The 20,463-nt window shown below is 57.6% G+C and carries 24 protein-coding genes; 11 read left to right on the top strand and 13 right to left on the bottom strand.

From position 1 onward, the window contains the following. Window positions 1-222, top strand: coding sequence for a hypothetical protein (locus WCY31_RS02305; RefSeq protein ID WP_345972971.1), 222 nt, complete (start codon window positions 1-3; stop codon window positions 220-222). A 4-nt stretch (window positions 223-226) separates the two neighbouring features. Here WCY31_RS02305 and WCY31_RS02300 read toward each other — a convergent pair whose 3' ends face one another. Continuing rightward, window positions 227-616 (bottom strand): PaaI family thioesterase, encoded by a 390-nt coding sequence (locus WCY31_RS02300; RefSeq protein ID WP_231020201.1) that lies wholly within the window; start codon window positions 614-616, stop codon window positions 227-229. Between the two features lie 143 nt (window positions 617-759). Here WCY31_RS02300 and WCY31_RS02295 point away from each other — a divergent pair, with 143 nt between their 5' ends. Then, entirely contained in the window at window positions 760-1,356 is a 597-nt protein-coding gene (locus WCY31_RS02295; RefSeq protein WP_345972970.1) for an outer membrane beta-barrel protein, read from the top strand. A 33-nt stretch (window positions 1,357-1,389) separates the two neighbouring features. Here the strand turns inward: WCY31_RS02295 and WCY31_RS02290 are convergent, their stop codons facing one another. From WCY31_RS02290 to WCY31_RS02275, 4 genes are all read right to left on the bottom strand, one after another. Continuing rightward, window positions 1,390-2,118 carry a C39 family peptidase gene (locus WCY31_RS02290; RefSeq protein ID WP_345972969.1) on the bottom strand — a complete coding sequence of 243 codons (729 nt, stop codon included), beginning with the start codon at window positions 2,116-2,118 and terminating at the stop codon, window positions 1,390-1,392. Beyond that, window positions 2,118-3,047 (bottom strand): hypothetical protein, encoded by a 930-nt coding sequence (locus WCY31_RS02285; protein ID WP_345972968.1) that lies wholly within the window; start codon window positions 3,045-3,047, stop codon window positions 2,118-2,120. Before WCY31_RS02285 ends, WCY31_RS02290 begins: the two co-directional genes overlap by 1 nt. A gap of 104 nt (window positions 3,048-3,151) precedes the next feature. After that, window positions 3,152-3,421 carry a hypothetical protein gene (locus tag WCY31_RS02280; RefSeq protein WP_345972967.1) on the bottom strand — a complete coding sequence of 90 codons (270 nt, stop codon included), beginning with the start codon at window positions 3,419-3,421 and terminating at the stop codon, window positions 3,152-3,154. Between the two features lie 428 nt (window positions 3,422-3,849). Further along, a complete protein-coding gene (locus tag WCY31_RS02275; RefSeq protein ID WP_231020196.1) occupies window positions 3,850-4,176 on the bottom strand; it encodes a hypothetical protein in 327 nt (108 codons plus the stop codon). A 285-nt stretch (window positions 4,177-4,461) separates the two neighbouring features. Here WCY31_RS02275 and WCY31_RS02270 point away from each other — a divergent pair, with 285 nt between their 5' ends. The 6 genes from WCY31_RS02270 (at window position 4,462) to WCY31_RS02245 (ending at window position 10,608) form a co-directional block, all read left to right on the top strand. Then, on the top strand, window positions 4,462-5,619 hold the full coding sequence (locus tag WCY31_RS02270; protein ID WP_345972966.1) for a glycosyltransferase family 1 protein: 1,158 nt from the start codon (window positions 4,462-4,464) through the stop codon (window positions 5,617-5,619). Then, window positions 5,616-6,494 (top strand): DMT family transporter, encoded by an 879-nt coding sequence (locus WCY31_RS02265; RefSeq protein ID WP_345972965.1) that lies wholly within the window; start codon window positions 5,616-5,618, stop codon window positions 6,492-6,494. The genes WCY31_RS02270 and WCY31_RS02265 overlap by 4 nt, the downstream gene beginning before the upstream one ends. 63 nt (window positions 6,495-6,557) lie before the next feature. Then, window positions 6,558-8,651, top strand: coding sequence for an RNA degradosome polyphosphate kinase (locus WCY31_RS02260; protein ID WP_345972964.1), 2,094 nt, complete (start codon window positions 6,558-6,560; stop codon window positions 8,649-8,651). 24 nt (window positions 8,652-8,675) lie between these two features. Next, complete coding sequence (locus WCY31_RS02255; protein ID WP_345970648.1) at window positions 8,676-9,212, top strand: gamma carbonic anhydrase family protein; 537 nt, start codon at window positions 8,676-8,678, stop codon at window positions 9,210-9,212. Between the two features lie 12 nt (window positions 9,213-9,224). Continuing rightward, window positions 9,225-9,845: a trimeric intracellular cation channel family protein gene (locus tag WCY31_RS02250; RefSeq protein WP_345972963.1), complete on the top strand. Its 621-nt coding sequence runs from the start codon at window positions 9,225-9,227 to the stop codon at window positions 9,843-9,845. Between the two features lie 139 nt (window positions 9,846-9,984). Further along, complete coding sequence (locus WCY31_RS02245; protein WP_345972962.1) at window positions 9,985-10,608, top strand: hypothetical protein; 624 nt, start codon at window positions 9,985-9,987, stop codon at window positions 10,606-10,608. 40 nt (window positions 10,609-10,648) lie between these two features. Here the strand turns inward: WCY31_RS02245 and argJ are convergent, their stop codons facing one another. Genes argJ through rpmB form a run of 3 tightly spaced genes read right to left on the bottom strand, consistent with a single transcriptional unit; the run spans window position 10,649 to window position 13,179 of the window. Further along, window positions 10,649-11,836, bottom strand: a complete 1,188-nt coding sequence (gene argJ, locus WCY31_RS02240) for a bifunctional glutamate N-acetyltransferase/amino-acid acetyltransferase ArgJ (RefSeq protein WP_345972961.1) — start codon at window positions 11,834-11,836, stop codon at window positions 10,649-10,651. Next, complete coding sequence (locus WCY31_RS02235; RefSeq protein WP_231020188.1) at window positions 11,829-12,959, bottom strand: potassium channel family protein; 1,131 nt, start codon at window positions 12,957-12,959, stop codon at window positions 11,829-11,831. The genes argJ and WCY31_RS02235 overlap by 8 nt, the downstream gene beginning before the upstream one ends. Before the next feature lie 28 nt (window positions 12,960-12,987). Further along, on the bottom strand, window positions 12,988-13,179 hold the full coding sequence (rpmB, locus tag WCY31_RS02230) for a 50S ribosomal protein L28 (protein ID WP_231020187.1): 192 nt from the start codon (window positions 13,177-13,179) through the stop codon (window positions 12,988-12,990). Window positions 13,180-13,332: 153 nt separating this feature from the next. On the opposite strand from rpmB, the gene rpe reads away from it, so the two are divergent. Genes rpe through WCY31_RS02215 form a run of 3 tightly spaced genes read left to right on the top strand, consistent with a single transcriptional unit; the run spans window position 13,333 to window position 15,357 of the window. Beyond that, window positions 13,333-13,974 carry a ribulose-phosphate 3-epimerase gene (gene rpe, locus WCY31_RS02225; protein WP_345972960.1) on the top strand — a complete coding sequence of 214 codons (642 nt, stop codon included), beginning with the start codon at window positions 13,333-13,335 and terminating at the stop codon, window positions 13,972-13,974. 7 nt (window positions 13,975-13,981) lie between these two features. Continuing rightward, window positions 13,982-14,569, top strand: coding sequence for a phosphoribosylanthranilate isomerase (locus tag WCY31_RS02220; RefSeq protein WP_345972959.1), 588 nt, complete (start codon window positions 13,982-13,984; stop codon window positions 14,567-14,569). After that, entirely contained in the window at window positions 14,566-15,357 is a 792-nt protein-coding gene (locus tag WCY31_RS02215) for a 3'-5' exonuclease (RefSeq protein ID WP_345970642.1), read from the top strand. Before WCY31_RS02220 ends, WCY31_RS02215 begins: the two co-directional genes overlap by 4 nt. Window positions 15,358-15,625: 268 nt before the next feature. On the opposite strand, the gene accA is transcribed toward WCY31_RS02215, so the two are convergent. The 5 genes from accA to gpmI form a co-directional block, all read right to left on the bottom strand. Continuing rightward, window positions 15,626-16,564, bottom strand: coding sequence for an acetyl-CoA carboxylase carboxyl transferase subunit alpha (gene accA, locus WCY31_RS02210; protein ID WP_345972958.1), 939 nt, complete (start codon window positions 16,562-16,564; stop codon window positions 15,626-15,628). A 9-nt stretch (window positions 16,565-16,573) separates the two neighbouring features. Continuing rightward, window positions 16,574-17,800: a beta-ketoacyl-ACP synthase II gene (locus WCY31_RS02205; RefSeq protein ID WP_345970640.1), complete on the bottom strand. Its 1,227-nt coding sequence runs from the start codon at window positions 17,798-17,800 to the stop codon at window positions 16,574-16,576. Between the two features lie 89 nt (window positions 17,801-17,889). Next, window positions 17,890-18,120 (bottom strand): acyl carrier protein, encoded by a 231-nt coding sequence (gene acpP, locus WCY31_RS02200; protein ID WP_231020181.1) that lies wholly within the window; start codon window positions 18,118-18,120, stop codon window positions 17,890-17,892. An 87-nt stretch (window positions 18,121-18,207) separates the two neighbouring features. After that, window positions 18,208-18,954 carry a 3-oxoacyl-ACP reductase FabG gene (gene fabG, locus WCY31_RS02195; RefSeq protein ID WP_345970639.1) on the bottom strand — a complete coding sequence of 249 codons (747 nt, stop codon included), beginning with the start codon at window positions 18,952-18,954 and terminating at the stop codon, window positions 18,208-18,210. Window positions 18,955-18,985: 31 nt separating this feature from the next. Beyond that, complete coding sequence (gene gpmI, locus WCY31_RS02190; RefSeq protein WP_345972957.1) at window positions 18,986-20,461, bottom strand: 2,3-bisphosphoglycerate-independent phosphoglycerate mutase; 1,476 nt, start codon at window positions 20,459-20,461, stop codon at window positions 18,986-18,988. Between the last annotated feature and the right edge of the window lie 2 nt (window positions 20,462-20,463).

The raw sequence follows: 20,463 nt of genomic DNA, 5'->3' as shown, positions 1-20,463 counted from the left end.
ATGGAATACGACATCATCGACGACAAAATCCACATTTACAAAAACGCGGCGCGCACGACCACCTACGTCTACTGGCCCGAAGAGCTGATCAAGATTGTCGAAGCGCAGGAAGCGGGACAGACAAATATCGTGCTCCCCGATTTTGCCGAGATCCTGGCGGAAGTACTGGACGAACGCCCCGAGTGCTTCACGTGCCACTACAACTCGGACCTCATTATGTAATGTTTCAGGGCTGCTGCGGCTCTTCCATGATGGCGTAGGTGCCCGTGGCGAAGGCGACGAGCTTCCCTTCGTCGTGCAGCTCAATGGTGACGAAGGCCGTTTTGCGCCCCTGTCTTTTCACGGCGGCCGAGGCCAGCAGGTGCTTGCCCGAGGCGGGTTTAAGATAGTTGATCTTTATCTCCATCGTGACGGCCGTAAACCCTTCGTCCAGGTTGGAGACGGCGGCGTACCAGCCGGTGTTGTCCATCAATGTCGAGATGACCCCGCCGTGCACAAAGCCCAGGTGCTGCAGGTGGTGCGGCTGGACGTGTAGCTCCACCTCCGCCTCGCCCGCTTCGGCACGCTTCAGTGTCGCGCCGGTGTGTTCGAGAAAAGGGAATTTGATGGCTTGCATTGCGCCTCCTTTTTTTGAAGAGATTGTAACGCTGTTGCGTAGCAAAACCGTAGCAGCGGCGCCACCGTTTCTTTCCTTCCATGGCTTGTTTACTGTAAACTATGAATAATAATAGATGCGATTAAACCATTCACAAAGGAATTATGATGCGTAAGTCTCTCCTGTTGACCCCGCTGCTGCTGGGTGCCCTCTCCGCCAACGCCTGGGCGCAGCGGGCCGATCTCTATTTCGGTATGAACCTATTCGGCAGCGAAAACAAATTCGATTTTGAAGCCGGCGGCTATCATGAAAGACCGTCGATAGGGAGCAAGGGGTTCGCGCTGAAGTTCGGGGCCGTGCTCTACAACGGCTGGCGCCTGCAGGGGTATCTGTTGGGGGAGTATTTCGACGAGCCGCTCTTTGACGATACCAATGACGAACTCTACGAGCTCGGGCTGGATGTCATCAAAACCTTTGATACCTATACCAACCTCTACCCCTTTATCCAGGCGGGAATCGGCAGCGGTTCGATGCAGCTTGACAGCTACTACTACCCCCACGACGACAGCATCGGCGAGGTCAGTCTCAAAGTCGGCATGGGGCTGATCTTTCGCATCGCCCCGCAGCTGGAGGTGATGGGGGGCGTCGATTTTCAGTGGCGTACCTGGCAGGACGTCGAGTATTACTACCCCGTGTACAACAAGCTCTCGACGGACGACTCCTCCGTCCGCTACTACGGCGGATTCAACTTCCTCTTTTAACCGTGCATACGCTCCCGCGTATGCCGCAGGCCGCTAGTGGTCGATCCTGTTCTCGATGTACTGGTAGAGGTAGTCGGTGGATTCGGGAACCGTCATAAAGCTCCTGTCGGGCTGGACCTTCTCTTTGTCCACCGGAATGAAGGCCAGCACCCTGCCGGGGTGCTTCAGGTCCTCGCGCTGGTAAAACATCTCGAGAAACTTCGCCATTTTCACCTTCATGTTGCCGAACGACGGGTCGGCCAGGTAGACGAAGTCGCCCTGGATCCCTTTGAAGACGGTAAAGTGTTCGAAGCGCCGGATCTTGACATAGACGATGACCGGAATGCGCAGTTTACGCAGCGCGTCGATATCCATCGCGACACCGACGCCCCGGAAGCCGATGGTCTGTCCGTAATCGGCGAGGTCCGCGAAAGAGAGGGCGAAGTCGCTCTTTTCCAGCTTATGGGCGTCGCTTCCGACCCCTTTCATGTTCAGCACCGATCGTACGATCCCGTTTTCGGTGACGTTCTGATCGTAGAAGAAGTTCATGATCGTCGCCATCGACGCCGCCCCGCATGAGAAGTCGTAGCGCTGGCGCACCACCCCCTTCTCTTTCAGCTCGCTCCAGCTCTTCATCGGAACCCGTACCGTATACTCCCGCTCGATGATCGGCATGGCGGTTTTTACTTCCTCTTTTCCGGCAGGGTTAAGCGCGGCCTCGGCCGATGTCGCCGCCGTGAACAGCACGAGTGCCGGTAAGAGTGCCTGAAGTGCCCGTTTCATCAGAACCGCTTTGAGAAGATGAGATTGATCGTATTCTGGCTATAAGTGGCCGTTTCGTTGTTGCTGGCGTCCAGGGAGATGATGTTCCCCCTCGAGATCTCGTAGCTCACACCGATGTTGTACCCGATGGACGACTCCGCGATCGTTTCCACTTTGCCGTTATAGCGCTGCTCCGTCTGGTAGCGGTAGGTGATCCCCCAGCTGAGGTTGGTGTAGGGGTTGACCGCGAAATAGACCTGCGGCGAGATCGCCAGAATGTCCGGACGGTCGTTCGTGTCACCCTTGTAGTCCTCTTCCAGGCTCCACTGGTATTGCGCTTTGAAGACGAAGACCACCGGATCGACCGTATAGTAGGAGAGCGCGTAAGCGTTGAACGATTCAAAGGTCTTGTCCTGCTTCGACGTCCCGATGACGTTGCCATCCACATCGCGGTCGGTAAAGGTCAGGCGGCCGATGACGTTGGTCGACACGCCCACCAGCAGCGAAGGATAAACCCCTTCATCCTTGACCCTAAATGTCGCCCCGATACCGGCGTGGTCAAAATCCGTATCCGCCTGGTTCGCAATGGCGGCGCCGAGCTGCACGCGGCTGGAGGTATTATGCCCGTTGGCATACATCACCAGTTCGAGCCAATCGGTCACACCGTATTTAAGGTTCAGCGATGCCACGACGACATCCTGGTCGAGCACCTGTTCACCCGCGTAGGCCGGAATATAAATGAATGAGAGCAGCGTCGATACCGGCACCACCGTACTCATGGCCGTCTTTTGATCGATATTGGAATACGCGAGCGAGATGTCGGCATTGAACGCATTTTTCTTTGAAAGGAGCTCTTCTACTTTCAACGGGGTCTGCCCGTCCGCATACAGCAGCGATGAGCACAGTGTCGCCGCACTTAAAAAGCCAAATAATGCTTTTTTGTTGAACATAAATAACCTTTGTGTAATTTCATCATGATTTTAGGGGGATTCAACTTAAAAAGTAAAAGCAGAAAAGGGGTGTGCGCAGGGAAATACCTGCACACGTATGGAACTTACAGTGAAGAGACGACTGCACCGACCAGTGCCGGGAGTCCGGAGTCAATTGTAAGCGGGTCTCTACCGGTATCAATGCTCAGCAGTCCACCGACGTTGAGGCTCAGGTCAGCCGAAATCGGGAGGGCCGCATCCAGTGCCGCAGGAACGAGACCAAGCAGCCCGCCGAGGTTGAGGCTTGCGATCAGGTCTGTGAGGATCGGACCGGCAATCGGGATCGCGCCGAGCGCACCAAGTACTTCAAGCAGTTGACCTTCTGTCTGTGCCATTTCTGCACCACTCATTGTTACAACATTGACACTTTCCTGACCGAACATAAACTGTGCATCTGTCGTACCGAAATCTGCAGCGCTCACGCCCGTAATCATTCCTGCAATAGCAACACTTGCCAACACTTTTTTCATCTTGTTCTCCTTTAGATGTGATACCTGAAGCGTTTAAATTAACGTTCTTGTCTAAACTTTATACCTTATCACATTAAAGTTTTGTTAAAAAACTAACAAAATATCAATAAATATGCTTTTTGTATCAAAATCACTTTTAAAACATTGAAAAACAAAAACTTTTTTCTTTAAATCATTTCAAAATGATTTGTGATAACGGCTTTGTCTGATTGGATGTAGAGGTGTCTCAAAAAAAAGGAATAAAGGGGAGAAGAACCCCTCCCGGAAGGGAGGGTAAGGGTAAGAGGGGTGTGTTAGCCGAGGAGGCCGCCACCCAGCAGGCTACCAACGAGCGGGAGACCACCGAGCAGACCGCCGAGAAGACCATCAACAGTATCGAGCAGACCAGTTACGATCGGGCCAACGAGCGGGAGGCTGCCAACGATGTTCAGAACCGGATCAAGGATAGTCAGACCGAGCAGTTGACCTTGTGTTCCGACCATTTCAGCACCTGTCATTGCAACTGCATCTACATTGCTTGCACCAAACATAAACTGAGCATCAGTAGCTGCCAGTTCCGCTGCAGATGCAACTGAAGTGATACCTGCCGCTGCTGCGACACCCATCATCATCTTTTTCATATATACACTCCTAAGAAATTTTGAAGACCATCGAACCGTCCTCTGCAAAATATTATTTTCTTTTTTATTAAATTCAATTTAATTTAACGGAATGTTAACAATTTGATTCACTTGATGGCCATTCTTTAAACTTAAATTAACTTTTTATAATTTATTTACACTTTTTATTAATATTCTTGTGAAATGATTTTTATTTTATTACTAATTGTAACGCTGCCTTCGACTGTAACCGCGCTGAAACGCCTGCACGATACGATTGCCAACTTTTCGTTTGGAGCGAACACCATGCGCATCTGCATTTTTACCGACACCATCGGTGATCTCAACGGCGTCTCCCGTTTCATTCAGGATATGGGAGAACAGGCCCTCTTACATGATGTAGACCTTCACATCGTCGCCTCGACGGCCAAATACTGCCCCGACCTTCCCAATGTCCACAACCTGCCGCCCCGCTGGAGGGTGCCGATGCCTTTTTACCGCGAACTCGACCTCGCCTACCCCTCGGCCAGCGCCCTGGAGCGGATACTGCGGGAGCTGCGACCCGATATCGTGCATATCTCCACCCCCGGCCCCGTCGGCGTCATCGCCAAGAAGCTAGCCGCCAAACAGAACCTCCCCGTGCTCGGGACCTACCATACGGATTTCCCCGCCTATATCCGCGACAACACGGGGCTGGAGTGGGCCAAACGGATCGCCGACAGGACAATGGCCCGCTTTTACCGCCCTTTCCGCAGGGTCTTAACCCGTTCGACCGAATACCTTGAGATTATGGAACGCGAGATCGGGATCGAACGTGCGCGCAGCGAACTGCTCTCGCCGGGAACGAACCGCAAGCGCTTCCACCCGTCGCACAGAAGCGACAGCGTCTTTGCCAAGTACGGGGCGACGGGAGAGGGTCCGAAGGTGCTCTACGTCGGCCGTATCTCCAAAGAAAAGAACGTCCCCTTTCTGCTCGACGTCTGGCAGCGCTACAAGGCCAGCAACCCCGGTTGCGAGGCCGAACTGCTGCTCGTCGGTGAAGGAGCCCTCCGCCGCAAACGCGCCAACCTGGCCCTGGAGGACGTTATCTTCGCCGGTCCTGTGATCGGCGATGACCTCTCCCGTCTCTACGCCTCCTGCGACCTTTTCGTCTTCCCCTCCGTCACCGATACGCTGGGACAGGTCGTCATGGAGGCACAGGCCAGCCGGGTCTGCTGCCTCGTCTCGGACGTTGGCGGGCCGCAGGGCATCGTCAACCCGGGCGGCAACGCCGGCGGCATGGTCGTCAAAGGCAACGATACCGACGCCTGGATCGCGGCCTTGGAAGCCCTGCTTGAAAATGCTACACTACGGCAAAATTACGCGAAGCAGGGGTATGAGAACATGCAGCATTTCAACATCATCGATTCGTTCACGCACTTCGTACAGACCCACCGCGACGCCCTGCATCGGCATCGGCCGTGACCCCGCAGCGCCAGGGGGAGCTCTATGCCGTCATCTTGTCGCTGCTGGAAAGCTGGTTCCCCATTCTCGCTCTCGTCGCCGTCAAGGCCATCGGCCCGCTGAATACCTACGGCTTCGTTCTCATTATCGCCACCGCCGTGCTGCTGCTCCTGCTCTATGTCCGGGAAGGGTTCGGAGGTCTTGCCGACAAAGAGGCCCTGCCCGACCTGCTGTGGACCTCCTTTTATATTACCCTGCTCTTCACCCTCGTTTTCATCGGGCTGCGCTATACGACGGCTGGGAACATGGCCGTCATCCTGACGCTGCAGCTCTTTTTCTCCTACCTCTACTTTAACCTGCCGGGCAGAGAGAAGCTCGATGCGCTGCACACCTTCGCCGCCTTTTTAATGGGGGCGGGGGCCGTGATCATCCTCTTTCCCGCGACCTTCACCTTCAACCCCGGCGACCTGCTGATCCTGATTGCGGCCGCGACCGCCCCCCTGGCGAACCTCTACCAGAAGCGGGCGCGCCAAAGGGTCAGCGCCCTGACCATCCTCACCTTCCGCAACCTGGCGGCCCTGCCCGTGCTCTTCGGCGCCGCCCTGCTCTTCGAAGGCCTCCCCACCGCCGCAGCGCTCCTGGAGGTCCTCCCCGCCATCGCCGCCGTTGCCGTACTGGTCTACGTTCTGGCCAAGATCCTCTGGATCGAGGCGCTGCACCGCATCGGCATCACCAAGCTCAGCGCCATGATCGCCTTTATGCCGCTCTTTACCCTGATCTTTGCCTATCCCGCCCTGGGAGAAGTCCCGACCGCGAGACAGCTGCTCGGCACCCTGCCGATCCTGCTCGGCGCCTACCTCATCACCCGCCCCCTCCCGCCAGGGCGCGAACCGTAACCGGTTCGATAACAATTCTTCGCTATAATATAACCCATTCCAATATTTTTCCCGAGCCCGCCAATGACCAACCTCAAAGACCCAAAATTCTATTTCAACCGTGAACTCTCCTGGCTGCAGTTCAATACGCGCGTGCTGCAGCAGGCGCAGGACAAGAAGCAGCCGCTGCTTGAACGCCTGAAGTTCCTTGCCATCTACGGCACCAACCTCGACGAATTCTATATGATCCGTGTCGCGGGTCTCAAGAAACTCTTTACCTCCGGGATCATCCTCTCCGGCCCCGACCGCCTCACCCCCCTGCAGCAGCTGCGCGAGATCCGCAAGTACCTCCACCAGGAGCTGCAGGTCGTCGAGCACACCTTCATCGAGATCATGGCCGGTCTTAAAGACGAGGGGATCTTTCTCAAACGCTACCAGGAGCTGACCAACCAGGAGAAGGGGGAGGTCAACCGCTACTTCCACGAACACATCTACCCGGTCATCGTCCCGATCGCCGTCGACGGAACCCACCCCTTCCCGCACCTGAACAACCTCAGTTTCGGCCTGATCGTCAAGCTCCAGGACAATGACGATCCCAGCGTCCAGCGCTACGGGCTCGTGCGCATCCCCCGGGTCCTGCCCCGTTTCGTGCAGATCGGCACCGGGATCTACGTCCCCATCGGCAGCATCGTCGCCCAGCACATCGACGAGCTTTTCCCGGGCTACACCCTGCTGCAGTACACCCCCTTCCGCGTCACGCGCAACGCCGACATCACCATCGAGGAGGAGGAAGCGGACGACTTCATGGAGATGCTCGAAGAGGGGCTGAAACTTCGCAAAAAAGGGGAGCTGGTCCGTCTCGAGATCGGGATCGACGCCGACGACGAACTGATCGACTTTTTCAACCGCCATACCAACGTCTACAAAGACGACCTCTACCGCTTCAAGATCGTGCTCAACCTCGCCAGCCTCTGGCAGATCGTCGGCAACAAGGATTTTGCGCACCTCGTCGCGGCGCCGTACAAACCGCGCAACCTCCCCCCGCTGGATTCCGAGGACAGCATCTACTCCGTCCTCGACAAACAGGATATCCTGCTCTACCACCCCTACGAGAGTTTCGAGCCCATCGTCAAGTTCATCCAGGCAGCGGCCAAGGACCCCGATGTCGTCTCCATCCGGATGACGCTCTACCGCAGCGGGACGAACTCCCCCATCGTCAACGCCCTGATGCAGGCGGCCGAATCGGGCAAGCAGGTCACGACCATGGTCGAACTCAAAGCGCGTTTCGACGAAGAGAACAACCTGATCTGGGCCAAAGCGCTGGAGAGCGCGGGGGCGCACGTCATCTACGGCATCCCCGGCTTCAAAGTCCACGCCAAGGCCGCCCTCGTCACCCGTAAGGTCGGCGACAAGCTCAAACAGTACGCCCACCTCGGCACGGGGAACTACAACCCCAGTACGGCGAAGATCTATACCGATGTCAGCTACATGACCTCCAACGAGGCAATCACCAACGACATGACCCGCTTCTTCCACTTTTTGACGGGCTTCAGCAAAAAAGGGAAACTCAACAAGCTTTACATGTCGCCGACCCAGACCAAGCCGAAGGTCCTCTCCCTGATCCAGAACGAAACCCGTATGGGGACGGAGGGGCGCATTATCGTCAAGGTCAACTCCCTCGTCGACGAGGATGTCATTCGCGCGCTCTATAAAGCGTCGCAGGCCGGGGTCAAAGTCGACCTGATCGTCCGCGGGATCTGCTGCCTCGTCCCGGGCATTGAAGGGGTGAGCGAAAACATCCGGGTCACCTCGCTGATCGGAAAATATCTCGAACACGCCCGTGTCTTCTACTTCAAACACGGCCATCCGCAGATGTACATCTCCAGCGCCGACTGGATGCCGCGCAACCTCGTGCGCCGTATCGAGCTGATGACGGGCATTGAGGATGAAGAGTCCAAAGAGAAGCTCCTGCAGCTGCTTACCCTCCAGCTCACGGACAACGTCCTTGCCCATGAACTGCAGAGCGATGGCAGCTACCACCGGGTCGAGACCGGCGAGACAGCGGTCAACTCCCAGCTCCTGCTCGAGCAGCATACGACCAAGCTCTACAAATCATCCAAAAAACGCGATACGACCTATATCAACAAGCTGGCCTCCCGTCTCTTCAAAGAGAGCTGAGGCCGCGACAGCAAGGAAACGACAATGACCTACCCCTTTAAACAGTGGGAACCCAAGCTCGGTGACAATACCTGGATCGCAAAAAGCGCCGACGTCATCGGGAATGTCACCATGGGCGAGGAGTGCGCCGTCTGGTTCGGCTGCGTCGTACGCGGAGACGTGCACCGCATCGTCATCGGCGACCGCACAAATATCCAGGATCTCTCCATGATCCATGTCACCCACTACAAAAAACCCGACATGAGCGACGGCCATCCGACCATCATCGGCAGCGACGTCACCATCGGCCACCGCGTCATGCTCCACGGCTGTACGGTCGAGGACGCCTGCCTGATCGGGATGAGCGCGACCATCCTCGACGGCGCCGTCATCGGCAAGGAGTCCATCGTCGGTGCCGGGGCCCTGGTGACGAAGAACAAGGTCTTCCCGCCACGTTCGCTCATCATGGGCTCGCCGGCCAAAGTCGTCAGAGAGCTCTCTGATGAAGAGGTCAAAGAGCTTTACGCCTCGGCGGAGCGCTACGTCGCCTTCAAAGAGGATTTCCGCATGGCGGGCGCCTAAAATACCGGAACCATGGACTTTTTTATCCTCGCCGACATCATCGGCATCGTCGCCTTCGCCCTGAGCGGCTTCCTCGCCGGGGTACGCCACCGGCTCGACCTGCTGGGGCTCATCATCGTCGCCTCCCTGACGGCGCTCGGCGGCGGGGTGATCCGCGACCTTATGCTCGACCGCACCCCCTTCGCTTTTAACCACTACTACCCGGCAGTGACCGTCATCACCAGCGTCATGATCGCCCTGGCCCTGCGCCTCTACCGCCGGGACGCGCTTGAGCGCAAATGGCTCTTCATCATCAGCGATACCGTCGGCCTTGTCGCCTTCAGCATCACCGGCGCCCTGCTGGGCATCGCGGCGGAGTTTAACTTCTTCGGCGTCATCATCGTCAGCTTTCTCACCGCCATCGGCGGCGGGGTCACCCGCGACGTGCTCGTCAATACCGTTCCCGCCATCCTGACCAGCGACTTCTACGGCACCATCGCCGTCATCGTCGCCGTCATGCTGATCGTGCTCGACGCCCTGGGGTGGCTGAACGACACCGCCGTCCTTGCCGTCGCCCTCTTTGCCACCGTGCTCCGCCTCGTCGCCCACTACCGCGGCTGGCACCTTCCCCACCTCGATCTTCCCCCGCGCTGACACTCCCGCTTCTGCTCTGATACTCAGATAACTTTTTCTAATTTTTCAGAAAAATGTCACTAAAATGTGATTGTTTGTATGATAAATGAAAAAAGTTTGCCTATCGTGCATACCATCTTTCTTCAAGAGAGGAGTAAAAATGAAGAAAACGACCCAACTGCTCAGCGTCCTTGCCGGCGCCGCGATTCTGTCCGCATCGGCGCTCTCCGCCGCGGACAAATTCGTCTTGCTGCCCATCTTTACCGATCCGGACTGGAAAGCCAACATTGAACTCGCCGCCGTCGGCGGGACGATGGACTTTGACAACGGTTCCGTCAAAGATGACTACAACTACGGTCTCGAATTCTCTTTCGACTGTCCCGTATTCACCCTGCCCGGCGACAACCTGCTGCGGCAGCAGCTGAGCCTGAGCCGTTACGATAAAGATGATGTGACCATTACCGCGATCGAAATGAACCCCTACTATTTCATCCATTTCACCCGGAACCTCGTTCTCGGCGTCGGGCCCGGCATCGGCGCGATGTACACCGAGTACCCAGTGACCACGACCACAGGCGGATTGTTTCCGACGACATCCACCGACAACGCGAATGACTGGCTCTTTACGCTGCAGGCCGGTGCGGGTCTGAAATACTATATGGGGAGTTTCCTGGCGGGGGTGGATATCCGCCGCACATGGACCACCGAAAACGATTTCGGTACTACGAAGAAATACAGCCTGGACAACTGGCGGACCCTTCTCAAGGCAGGCTACCGCTTTTAGACGGCCCGCAGGGCCGCCGATTTCGGCTTTGGAGACGCCGCTACGTTCTGTAGTCGGCGTTGATCTTGACGTATTCGTGCCCGAGGTCGCAGCCGTAGGCGTCAAACGCCCCCTCGCCCATCCCCAGTGCACAGCTGATCGTAAAGCGTTCGCGCTTCATCACCGCCGCCGCCAGCTTTTCCGTCTCCGCATCAAAGAGGATCGTCCCCTTGTCATAAACGCAGACGTCGTCGAAACTGACCGTCAGTGTCGCCTCGTCGCACGCAACGCCGCTGGCGCCGATGGTCGATGCGACACGTCCCCAGTTGGGATCTTCGCCGTAAATGGCCGTTTTCATCAGCAGGGAGTTCGAAAGCGCCTTCGCCGCCGTCTCCGCCTCGTCGTCGCTGGCCGCGCCCGTCACATGGAAAGTGACCATCTTCGTCGCCCCCTCCCCGTCGCTGACCATCATCTGCGCCAGCTCCAGCAGCATCTCGTGCAGGGCCGTTTTGAACGCTTCGGCATCAAACGCGCCGCTTTTGCGGTTGGAAAAGAGCATCACCGTATCGTTCGTGGAGGTATCCCCGTCGACGCTGGCCGCGTTAAATGTCGTCGGGATGACCGCTTCGAGGCAGGCTTGCAGCTCGGCCGCTTCAGCATCCGCGTCGGTCGTCACGAAGCAGAGCATCGTCGCCATCGCGGGGTTGATCATTCCCGCACCCTTGGCGATCGCCCCGAGGCGGAAACGTTTGCCCTCTTCCAAAACGATCTCCGTCGACACCATCTTGTAAAAGGTGTCCGTCGTCATGATCGCTTTCGCGGCCGCCAGGCTGTCCCGGCTGCCGAGGTCGAAGCTCTTTGCCGCCGCCGTGATCTTCGCTTTGGGCAGACGCACTCCGATGACCCCCGTCGAACTCATCACCGGGTTGTGCAGGTTGCCGTAATGCGCCTGCAGCTCCCCGAGGACCTCGTCGATGTCGGCGATCCCCGCCGGGCCCGTCATCGCGTTGGCGTTCTTGGCGTTCATCAGCACGAAGTTGCTCTTGAAGCTCCCCTTGGCCCGGTAGTGGCGGATCGGTGCCGCCGTCATCTTGTTCGTCGTAAAGACCGCCGCCATTTCACAGGGGGTGTCGGCATAGATAAAGGCGACGTCGTCCGCCCCGTTCGGGCGAAGGCCGGCACTGGCCGACCCTGCAAAGAACCCCTCCGGCGCGCAGACGCCGCCGCCGACTTTTTTCATCTCAAACATAACGCAACTCCTGCGGTTTTTTACGCTGGCGTACCAGCTCTTTGGTCATTTTGATCCCCTTCTCGGTCCCGACGACCAGCAGTTTCGACTCGCTGGTGACGAGGTCGTCCCCCTTGGGCATGGCAACGAATTTGCCGTCTTTGCGCGTCACCCCGACGACGGAGACGTTCGCGATCTCTCTGAGGTGGGTCTCCTTGAGGCGGTTGAGGACCATCCAGCTGTATTTTGGCACGAAGATCTCCTCCATGTCCAGCGGGGTGTCGCTGCGGTAGAGGAACTCCTCGAGAAGGTTCTCCATATCCGGGCGCGCCGCCATGGAGGTGATGCGCTGCGCCGTCAGCTTCGTCGGCGAGACGACGGTGTCGGCCCCCAGCTTTTTCAGCTTTTCGACGTCGCTCATCGTCTCGGCCGAGCTGATCAGGTTGTAGGGCCGCGGCAGGTGGTGCTCCTTCTCAAACAGACGCACCGACGCAATGATCGCGATGTTGTCCGCGATCAGCGGCGACAGGGTGATCATCCCGCTCGCCGAGCTCAGATGCGCCTTGAGCATCGCCACCTCCGTATGGGGCTCTTCGCGGAGGAAATAGGGGTACTTGTGCTGTTTCGCCCACGCTTCGATCTCCTCGCGGGGATCGATCACGACGAAGGGGATGTGCGAACGGCGCAGCTCCTTCGTCACTTCGATGGTGTAATCGTTGTGGTAGCAGATGACAAAATGCTTTTTCAAGCGCGCAATCTTGTAGAGCATGTCCCGCTCCTTTATGGTTTTATAGATGTTCCCGCGGTTGATCTCGTTGACGAGAATACCGACCGCCATCGAGAAGACGGCGAAACCGGTAATGATCAGCGTGATCGTAAAGAGCCTCCCCGCATCGGAAATGGGGGCGATCTCCCCGAAGCCGACCGTCGTAAAGGTGATCCCCGTCTGGTAGATGGCGTCTATCAGCGAAAAATCGTCTATCACCATGTAGCCGATGGTGCCGAGGAACATGATGATTGCCGTAAAAATCAGCGGCAGACGAAACGGTTTGAGGTGGCTGTAAATATCGGGAAGTAGATCGTATTGGGGTTTGGGAGGAGTCTCCCAATGAAGAAAGGCGCGAATCTTTTGGATCAGATTCAAACGGCGCTCAGTTGTCGGCGTAAGGGAGTTACGCCTGTTTTTTCTTCATAGTACGAAGCTCAGAAGCAGAGATCTTAATCTTCTTAGTCGTACCGTCTTCCATCTGGACGCGGACGGTGCGAAGATTAGGCATGAAACGTCTTTTCGTGCGATTTTTCGCGTGAGAAACGTTGTTCCCGCTCATTGGGCCCTTACCGCTAATAGCACATTTTCTTGCCATTTGTAGGCTCCTTGCGTAAATTTAGTGGCGCATTATATCCTCTAAAATCAAAAGAGTTCCTTAAATAACCACGGTAGCACGGTGCGTACCTACATTTTAGCGCAAAGCACGCACTAATTGGATAAAATGGCAAAAAAAAGAAAGGGTAGCTCAATGCTTGTAGCCCCCAGTATTCTCTCCGCCGATTTCGGCAGCCTTGCGCGCGACGTCAAAGCGATCTGCGACGCCGGTTGCGACCTCGTGCACGTCGACGTCATGGACGGCCACTTCGTGCCGAACCTCACCATCGGACCCGTCGTCGTCTCCGCCGTCGCCGAAGCCGCCACGAAACCCCTCGACATCCATCTGATGGTCGAAAACAACACCTTCTTCGTCGACCTCTTCGCGCCGCTGAATCCGGAGTACATCTCCTTCCACATCGAAGAGGAGAAGCACCCCCACCGCCTGGCCCAGTACATCCGCAGCCTCGGCATCAAGCCCGCCATCGTCCTCAACCCGCATACGCCGGCCGAAAGCCTCGAGTACCTGCTGCCCTACATCGACATGGTCCTCGTCATGAGCGTGAACCCCGGGTTCGGCGGGCAGAAGTTCATCGATGTCTATGAGAAGCTCCGCCGCCTGCGCGACCTGCGCGACCGCATCAACCCCGACTGCCTCATCGAAGTCGACGGCGGGGTCAACGACGCGAATATCGGCGCGCTCAAAGACGCGGGCGTCGACGTCTGTGTCGCCGGCAGCTACGTCTTCAAACATGCAGACGGCCTCGAAGCGGCCATCGGCAGCCTGAAAGTCTGAGCCTTCCGTGCGCGTCAAGATCTGCGGCATCACCTCCTACGAAGACGCCATGAGTGCGATCGATGCCGGGGCCGACGCGCTCGGTTTTGTGTTCTATCCCCCCTCGCCGCGCCATATCACCCCCGAGGCGGCCGCGGCGATCATCCGCAGACTTCCGCCCTTCGTCGAAAAGGTCGGTCTCTTCGTCAACGAGGAGGCCCCGGCCATCAACGCGGCGGCCCGAACGAGCGGCATCACCCTCGCCCAGATCCATTTCGATGCGCCCGATGCCCTCTTTGACGCCCTGGAGTGCCCCTATGTCCGTGTGATCCGGGCACAAAGCCCCGAAGACGTCAACGCGCACGCCGACGAATACCGACTCGTCGACGCCTACTGCGACGCCTACGGCGGGATGGGCAAGCGGCTCAACCTCGAGTGGTTCGAGGGGGTCGACTGTTCGAAAATCATCCTCGCCGGCGGACTCTCCCCCGATAACGTCGAGGAGTGCCTCCCCTACGGCTTCTACGCCCTCGATGTCAGCAGCGGTGTCGAAGCGTCCAAGGGGAAAAAAGACCCGCAGAAGGTTGGCCTGTTTATTGCAAAGGCCAAAGCATGATCGAAGCCTCCCAACTCCCCCAGAAGCTCTGCGAAGGGCTCACCGCCTACCAGATCGAGCAGCTGACCGGCGAAAACGCCGAACTGGCCGTCGAGCTGATGCGCGCCCAGGGGCTCGAACTCGTCAGCCGGGACGGCACACGCTACTATCCCCATAGCTGCGACCAGCTCCTCTCGGCGGCGACCTTCTGCATCGTCGACATCGAAACCAACGGCTCCAAACCCGACAAACACCAGATCATCGAAATCGGCGCCGTTAAGGTGCAGAACCTCCACATCATCGACCGCTTCGAGAGCCTGGTACGATGCGACCATATCTCGGGGCACATCACCGAGATCACCGGCATCGCGGAGGAAGACACCCAGGATGCTCCTGGTCTGCGAGAAGTACTGTCGGATTTCAAACAGTTCCTGGGCAACGACATCTTCGTCGGTCACGACGTCAAATTCGACTTCCAGTTCACCTCGAAGATGATGGAGCGTGTCGGGATGGCGCCCCTGCTCAACCGCACCCTCTGCACCATCGACCTCGCCGAGCGCACCATCAGCTCCTACCGCTACGGCCTCGCCTTCCTGAACGAACAGCTCGAGCTCTACAAAGAGGCGACCCACCACCGCGCCCTCTCCGACGCGATGACGACGGCAAAGCTCTTCAAACGCACCCTCAAATGCATCCCAACAGAGATCCAGACCGTCGAGGAGCTCATCACCTTCTCCAAGAAGGCCAAACGCCTCAAACGCCCAAAATTCCCGCCCCAGCCCCCGGAGCAGACAACTCCCGAAGCCTAAGCACTTTCCAATATATTTAAATTATAGGGGCCGTAACGGACATTAGCGTGTCAGTAGGATCACCGGGGATTGGCATGTCCCGAAAGCGGCAGCTTGTTATCCTTTTTTCTTCCCGGTTCGGCTTCTTTTTTGGATAAGCATAAGCGCTAAAGCGCAATACATGCGAGGCACTAAATGCCTCGTCGTAAAAAAGAAGGGGAACAAAACAGTTAAAGAAAATAGAGAGCATGGAGCAGCTCAGCCACCCCAAGAAAAAAGCTTTGGAGTATTAGTTTTCGGAGTAAGCGCCCATACCCGTCAAACGGTCATAGCGCTTGTGGCGGCGTTCGGAGCCGCTGAAATTAGAGAGCTCGTTGATGCGCTCGAGAATGTAGCCTTTCATCGCGTCGGCCGCACCGGACTTGTCGCGGTGCGCCCCGATGAGCGGCTCGTCGATGACATCGTCAATCAAGTCGAGCGCTTTGAGGTCGCTGCTCGTGATCTTGAGCGCCTTCGTCGCCGCTTCCGCCTTGGCAGGATCGTTCCAGAGAATCGCAGAACACCCTTCCGGGGAGATAACGCTGAAAACGGAGTAGCGCATCATCGCCAGCCGGTCGGCAACGCCAATGGCCAGGGCGCCGCCGCTACCCCCCTCGCCGATGACGATGGAGATGGTGATCGTCTCCAGCTTGGAGAGCTCCAGCAGGTTGCGGGAGATCGCCTCGCTCTGGTTGCGCTCTTCGGCGCCCAGTCCCGGATAGGCACCCGGGGTGTCGATGAGCATGACGACGGGGATGTTGAACTTGTCCGCCAGTTGCGCGCAGCGCAGCGCCTTGCGGTACCCTTCGGGGTGCGGCATACCGAAGTTGCGCTTGAGCTTGTTCTTCGTGCCGCGCCCCTTCTGTTCGCCAATGACCATCACCCGCTGGCCGTCGATGTAACCCATATAGCAGAGGATCGCCGCATCGTCACGGAAATGGCGGTCGCCGTGCAGCTCGTATTTGTCTTCGAGCAGCAGATTGATGTAATCCAGGGCGTAGGGACGGTCGGGGTGACGCGCCAGCTGCAGCTCCTGGTAGGGAGAGAGGTTCTTGTAGGTTTTACTGACCTCTTTCTCCAGATCCTTTTTCAGGATCTCGACGGCGTGGACGTCATGGCGCACCTCGGCGCTGACGATCTCTTCCTGGATCTGCTGGATCTTCTGCTCAAAATCGAGGTAGGTAGCCAATGCCGGACCTTAGAGCTTCTTAAAGATAACGACGCCGTTGGTGCCGCCGAACCCGAAGGAGTTGCTCATGACAATGTTCAGTTCCGCCTTGCGCGCCGCGTTCGGAACGATATCCAGATCGCAGTTCTCATCCGGGTTGATGTAGTTGATCGTCGGCGGGATGATGCCTTCTTGCATCGCCATCAGACAGACGACCGCTTCGATACCGCCGGCCGCGCCGAGACAGTGACCCGTCTGGCCCTTGGTAGACGTTACCGGCGGACAGTTCTCTTTGCCGCCGAAGAGCTCTTTAAGGGCCGCCGTCTCGTTCTTGTCGTTCGTCGGCGTACTCGTACCGTGGGCATTGACGTAGTCAATTTTCGGGGTGCCGGCCATTGTCATCGCCGCTTTCATCGCACGCAGCGGGCCGTCCATGCTCGGGCTTGTGATGTGGCTGGCGTCGCCGCTCTCGCCGAAACCGATCAGCTCGCCGTAGATCTTCGCGCCGCGGGCAACGGCCGCATCGTACTCTTCGAGGACCAGGGCTGCCGCCCCTTCGCCCATGACGAAGCCGTCACGCTCCGCATCGAAGGGACGGGAAGCTGTTTTCGGGTCGTCGTTGCGCGTAGAGAGCGCTTTCATGGAGGCAAACCCGCCGATACCGACGCCGGTGACCGCGGATTCCGCCGCCACGACGAGCATACGGTCCGCACCGTTGCAGATGATCGTCTTCGCCGCTTCGCTGATGGAGTGGGTCCCCGCCGCACAGGCCGTGACCGCCGCGACGTTCGGGCCTTTCAGACCGTGTTCGATGGAAACAAAACCGCCGAGCATGTTGACCAGGGCGCTCGGAATGAAGAACGGAGAGATACGGCGCGGACCCCGGGTCTCAAGGACGATGGAGTTTTTCTCAATCGCCGGCAGACCGCCGATACCGGATGCCGCGGCGACGCCGAAACGCTCATATTCGATCTCAATCTCGTTGAAAGCCGCATCTTCCATCGCTTCCTGGGCCGCTTTAAGGCCGAGCTGGATGAAACGGTCCGCTTTTTTGACCTCTTTGGCCGCCATGACCGTTGTGGGGTCGAAATCTTTAACCTCGCCGGCAATCAGAACACCCTGCCCTTCGGCTTCGGCATCGAAAAGGGTAATTCTGTCAATGCCGCTCACGCCGTCACACATCGCTTTAAACGACTCTTCTTTATTGTGTCCGACAGCATTGATCATGCCCATACCCGTTACGACAACTCTTCTCACAGCAACTCCTGAAAAATATGTGTATAGCTTTATATACCCGTCCGAGGACGGCAATACAAAACCATTTGCGGGGCTACCCGCAAAGAAACTTACGCCTTGTTTTCGACGTAGTTTACGACATCCTGGACAGTCTGAATTTTTTCAGCTTCATCATCCGGGATTTCAATATCGAATTTTTCTTCAAGTGCCATGACCAGTTCAACGACGTCGAGGCTGTCCGCTCCGAGATCTTCAACGAATTTCGCATCCGGTTTTACTTCATCCGGGTTTACGCTCAGTTGTTCAACTACGACTTCTTTGATGTCATCCAAAAGTGCCATTATAGCTCCTCTTTCCAATTTGAAATTCCGGAAGTATAGCATACGGAATATAAAAAAAAGCGCTGAAGGGGGGTCCCCCCTCCGGCCTTAGGCCATGTTCATCCCGCCGTTGACTTTGAGGGTTTCACCCGTAATATAAGAGGCCGAGTCGGAGAGCAGGAAGGCCGTCGCTTCCGCGACTTCCCGCGCTTCGCCGAAGCGTCCCATGGGGATTTTGGAGGTAAAGTTCGACTTGATATCGTCGCTGAGTTCGTCGGTCATATCGGTGGCGATAAAGCCCGGTGTGACCGTGTTGTAACGCAGCCCGCTCGAGGCCGCTTCGATGGCAAAACTCTTCGTCATCGCGATCAGGCCGCCCTTGGAAGCCGCGTAGTTCGTCTGCCCGGCATTACCCGTCTCGCCGACGATGGAAGCGATGTTGACGATGGCGCCCTGCTTCTTCTTGCGCATCACTTTCATCGCTTCGCGGCAGCCGATAAAGGCGGAGGTGAGGTTGGCGTTGATCACGGAAAGAAACTCCTCCGTTTTCATGCGCAGTGCCAGTTTGTCATTCGTGATCCCCGCGTTGTTAACCAGGTAGCCCAGTTCGCCGTCGGTGTCGACGATCGTCTTGATCGCGGCTACGTAGGCCGCTTCGTCCGCGACATCAAAGCCGATCGTTTCCGCTTCGCCGCCCGCGGCGATAATCGCCGCCTTGACCGCTTCGGCGGCATCCGCGCCGCTGCGGTAGTTGACCCAGACTTTCAGACCGTACCCGGCCAGCACCTTCGCGATCTCCGCGCCGATTCCCCGGCTCGACCCTGTTACCAATACGTTTTTACCACTGAATTTCATCTCACTCCTTTGATTGTTTAGTTTGCCCGGATTACAACAGGCTGTCGTCCATCTCGGCCGGTTTTGCCACGCCCATCAGTTCGAGGACCGTCGGGGCGATGTTGTTGAGGCCGCCGGGGTGTACTTTTTCGACACCATTCGCCATGACAAAAGCCCAAACCTTGCCGACGGTGTGGTTCGTGAGGACGTTGCCGTTCTCGTCCCACATCTCCTCGCAGTTACCGTGGTCGGAGGTGAGGACCATCGCATAATCATCTGCTTTCGCTTTCTCCACGATACGGCCGAGTTCATGGTCGACGGCTTCGACGGCCTTGATGGCGGCGTCATAAACACCCGTGTGCCCGACCATGTCACCGTTGGCGAAGTTGACGACGATGAAATCGTACCCTTCATCCATCGCGGTCAAGACGGCATCGCCGACTGCGGAGGCGCTCATCTCCGGCTGCAGGTCATAGGTCTTGACCTTCGGGCTCGGCACGAGCACCCGCGCTTCGTTCGTATAGGGCTCGTCGATCCCGCCGTTGAGGAAGAAGGTGACGTGGGCGTACTTCTCCGTCTCCGCCGTATGGAACTGGCGAAGCCCCTGGTTGCTGATCACTTCCGCCAGGGTGTTTTTCGGCGTCTCTTTGCGGAAGAGGACCGGGTAGGTGAAGCTTTTGTCATACTCCGTCATCGTTGCCAGATTCGCCACGGCGAAGGGGCGATCAAACTCGGCAAAATCCGGCGAGGCCAGCGCCGTCGTGATCTCGCGCACGCGGTCGCTGCGGAAGTTGGTGACGAGGACGGCGTCGCCCGCTTTCATCCCCTCATAGCCGTCGAAGGCCGCCGGCACGATGAACTCGTCCGTCTCTTTCCTGGCGTAGGAGGCTTCGATATAGGCCGCGGGTGCGAGGTCGGAGGCGGGCTGCGCCGACACGATGGCGTCGTAGCCGCTCTGGACACGCTCCCAGCGGTTGTCCCGGTCCATCGTATAGAAACGTCCGCCGATGGTCGCAATGCGCACCTTCGCGCTCAGCGCCTCCTGCAGTTTCTCCAGGTAGTGGGGCGCGGATGTCGGTGAAACGTCGCGCCCGTCGGTAATGAGGTGGAGCCATACCCTCTTGCCCGCCGCTTCGGCGATCTTTGCCAGCGCGATCGTATGGTCGAGGTGCGAATGGACCCCACCGTCGCTGAAGAGACCCACGAGGTGCAGCGTGTCGGAGCTCTCCAGCAGCGCCGTCAAGGCCGGGTTGCCCGCCAGGGTGCCCTCGGCGACGGCGAGGGAGATCTTGACCAGGTCCTGGTAGAGTACGCGGCCGCTGCCGATGGTCATGTGCCCCACTTCAGAGTTCCCCATCTGCCCCTCGGGCAGGCCGACGCTGAGACCGAAGGTGTCGATCAGCGCGTGGGGTACTTCGGCAAAGAGTTTCTCATAGGTCGGCTTTTGGGCATGGTAAAAAGCGTTCGCTTCCGTCCGTTGGCTGTAGCCGACCCCGTCCGTAATTACGAGTACAGTCTTTTGTCCCATAA

The sequence above is a fragment of the Sulfurimonas sp. HSL3-1 genome, assembly GCF_039645995.1.
Classification (GTDB): Bacteria; Campylobacterota; Campylobacteria; order Campylobacterales; family Sulfurimonadaceae; genus Thiomicrolovo; species Thiomicrolovo diazotrophicus.
The sequence above is the reverse complement of the archived record's forward strand: the minus strand, read 5'-3'. Positions and strand labels throughout refer to the sequence as shown.

Excerpts from the sequence above, each read along its gene's own strand:
- WCY31_RS02305 (WP_345972971.1), top strand. The coding sequence starts at position 1 with ATGGAATACGACATCATCGACGACAAAATCCACATTTACAAAAACGCG.
- WCY31_RS02300 (WP_231020201.1), bottom strand. The coding sequence starts at position 616 with ATGCAAGCCATCAAATTCCCTTTTCTCGAACACACCGGCGCGACACTG.
- WCY31_RS02295 (WP_345972970.1), top strand. The coding sequence starts at position 760 with ATGATGCGTAAGTCTCTCCTGTTGACCCCGCTGCTGCTGGGTGCCCTC.
- WCY31_RS02290 (WP_345972969.1), bottom strand. The coding sequence starts at position 2,118 with ATGAAACGGGCACTTCAGGCACTCTTACCGGCACTCGTGCTGTTCACG.
- WCY31_RS02285 (WP_345972968.1), bottom strand. The coding sequence starts at position 3,047 with ATGTTCAACAAAAAAGCATTATTTGGCTTTTTAAGTGCGGCGACACTG.
- WCY31_RS02280 (WP_345972967.1), bottom strand. The coding sequence starts at position 3,421 with ATGGCACAGACAGAAGGTCAACTGCTTGAAGTACTTGGTGCGCTCGGC.
- WCY31_RS02275 (WP_231020196.1), bottom strand. The coding sequence starts at position 4,176 with ATGAAAAAGATGATGATGGGTGTCGCAGCAGCGGCAGGTATCACTTCA.
- WCY31_RS02270 (WP_345972966.1), top strand. The coding sequence starts at position 4,462 with ATGCGCATCTGCATTTTTACCGACACCATCGGTGATCTCAACGGCGTC.
- WCY31_RS02260 (WP_345972964.1), top strand. The coding sequence starts at position 6,558 with ATGACCAACCTCAAAGACCCAAAATTCTATTTCAACCGTGAACTCTCC.
- WCY31_RS02255 (WP_345970648.1), top strand. The coding sequence starts at position 8,676 with ATGACCTACCCCTTTAAACAGTGGGAACCCAAGCTCGGTGACAATACC.
- WCY31_RS02250 (WP_345972963.1), top strand. The coding sequence starts at position 9,225 with ATGGACTTTTTTATCCTCGCCGACATCATCGGCATCGTCGCCTTCGCC.
- WCY31_RS02245 (WP_345972962.1), top strand. The coding sequence starts at position 9,985 with ATGAAGAAAACGACCCAACTGCTCAGCGTCCTTGCCGGCGCCGCGATT.
- argJ (WP_345972961.1), bottom strand. The coding sequence starts at position 11,836 with ATGTTTGAGATGAAAAAAGTCGGCGGCGGCGTCTGCGCGCCGGAGGGG.
- rpmB (WP_231020187.1), bottom strand. The coding sequence starts at position 13,179 with ATGGCAAGAAAATGTGCTATTAGCGGTAAGGGCCCAATGAGCGGGAAC.
- rpe (WP_345972960.1), top strand. The coding sequence starts at position 13,333 with ATGCTTGTAGCCCCCAGTATTCTCTCCGCCGATTTCGGCAGCCTTGCG.
- WCY31_RS02215 (WP_345970642.1), top strand. The coding sequence starts at position 14,566 with ATGATCGAAGCCTCCCAACTCCCCCAGAAGCTCTGCGAAGGGCTCACC.
- acpP (WP_231020181.1), bottom strand. The coding sequence starts at position 18,120 with ATGGCACTTTTGGATGACATCAAAGAAGTCGTAGTTGAACAACTGAGC.
- fabG (WP_345970639.1), bottom strand. The coding sequence starts at position 18,954 with ATGAAATTCAGTGGTAAAAACGTATTGGTAACAGGGTCGAGCCGGGGA.
- gpmI (WP_345972957.1), bottom strand. The coding sequence starts at position 20,461 with ATGGGACAAAAGACTGTACTCGTAATTACGGACGGGGTCGGCTACAGC.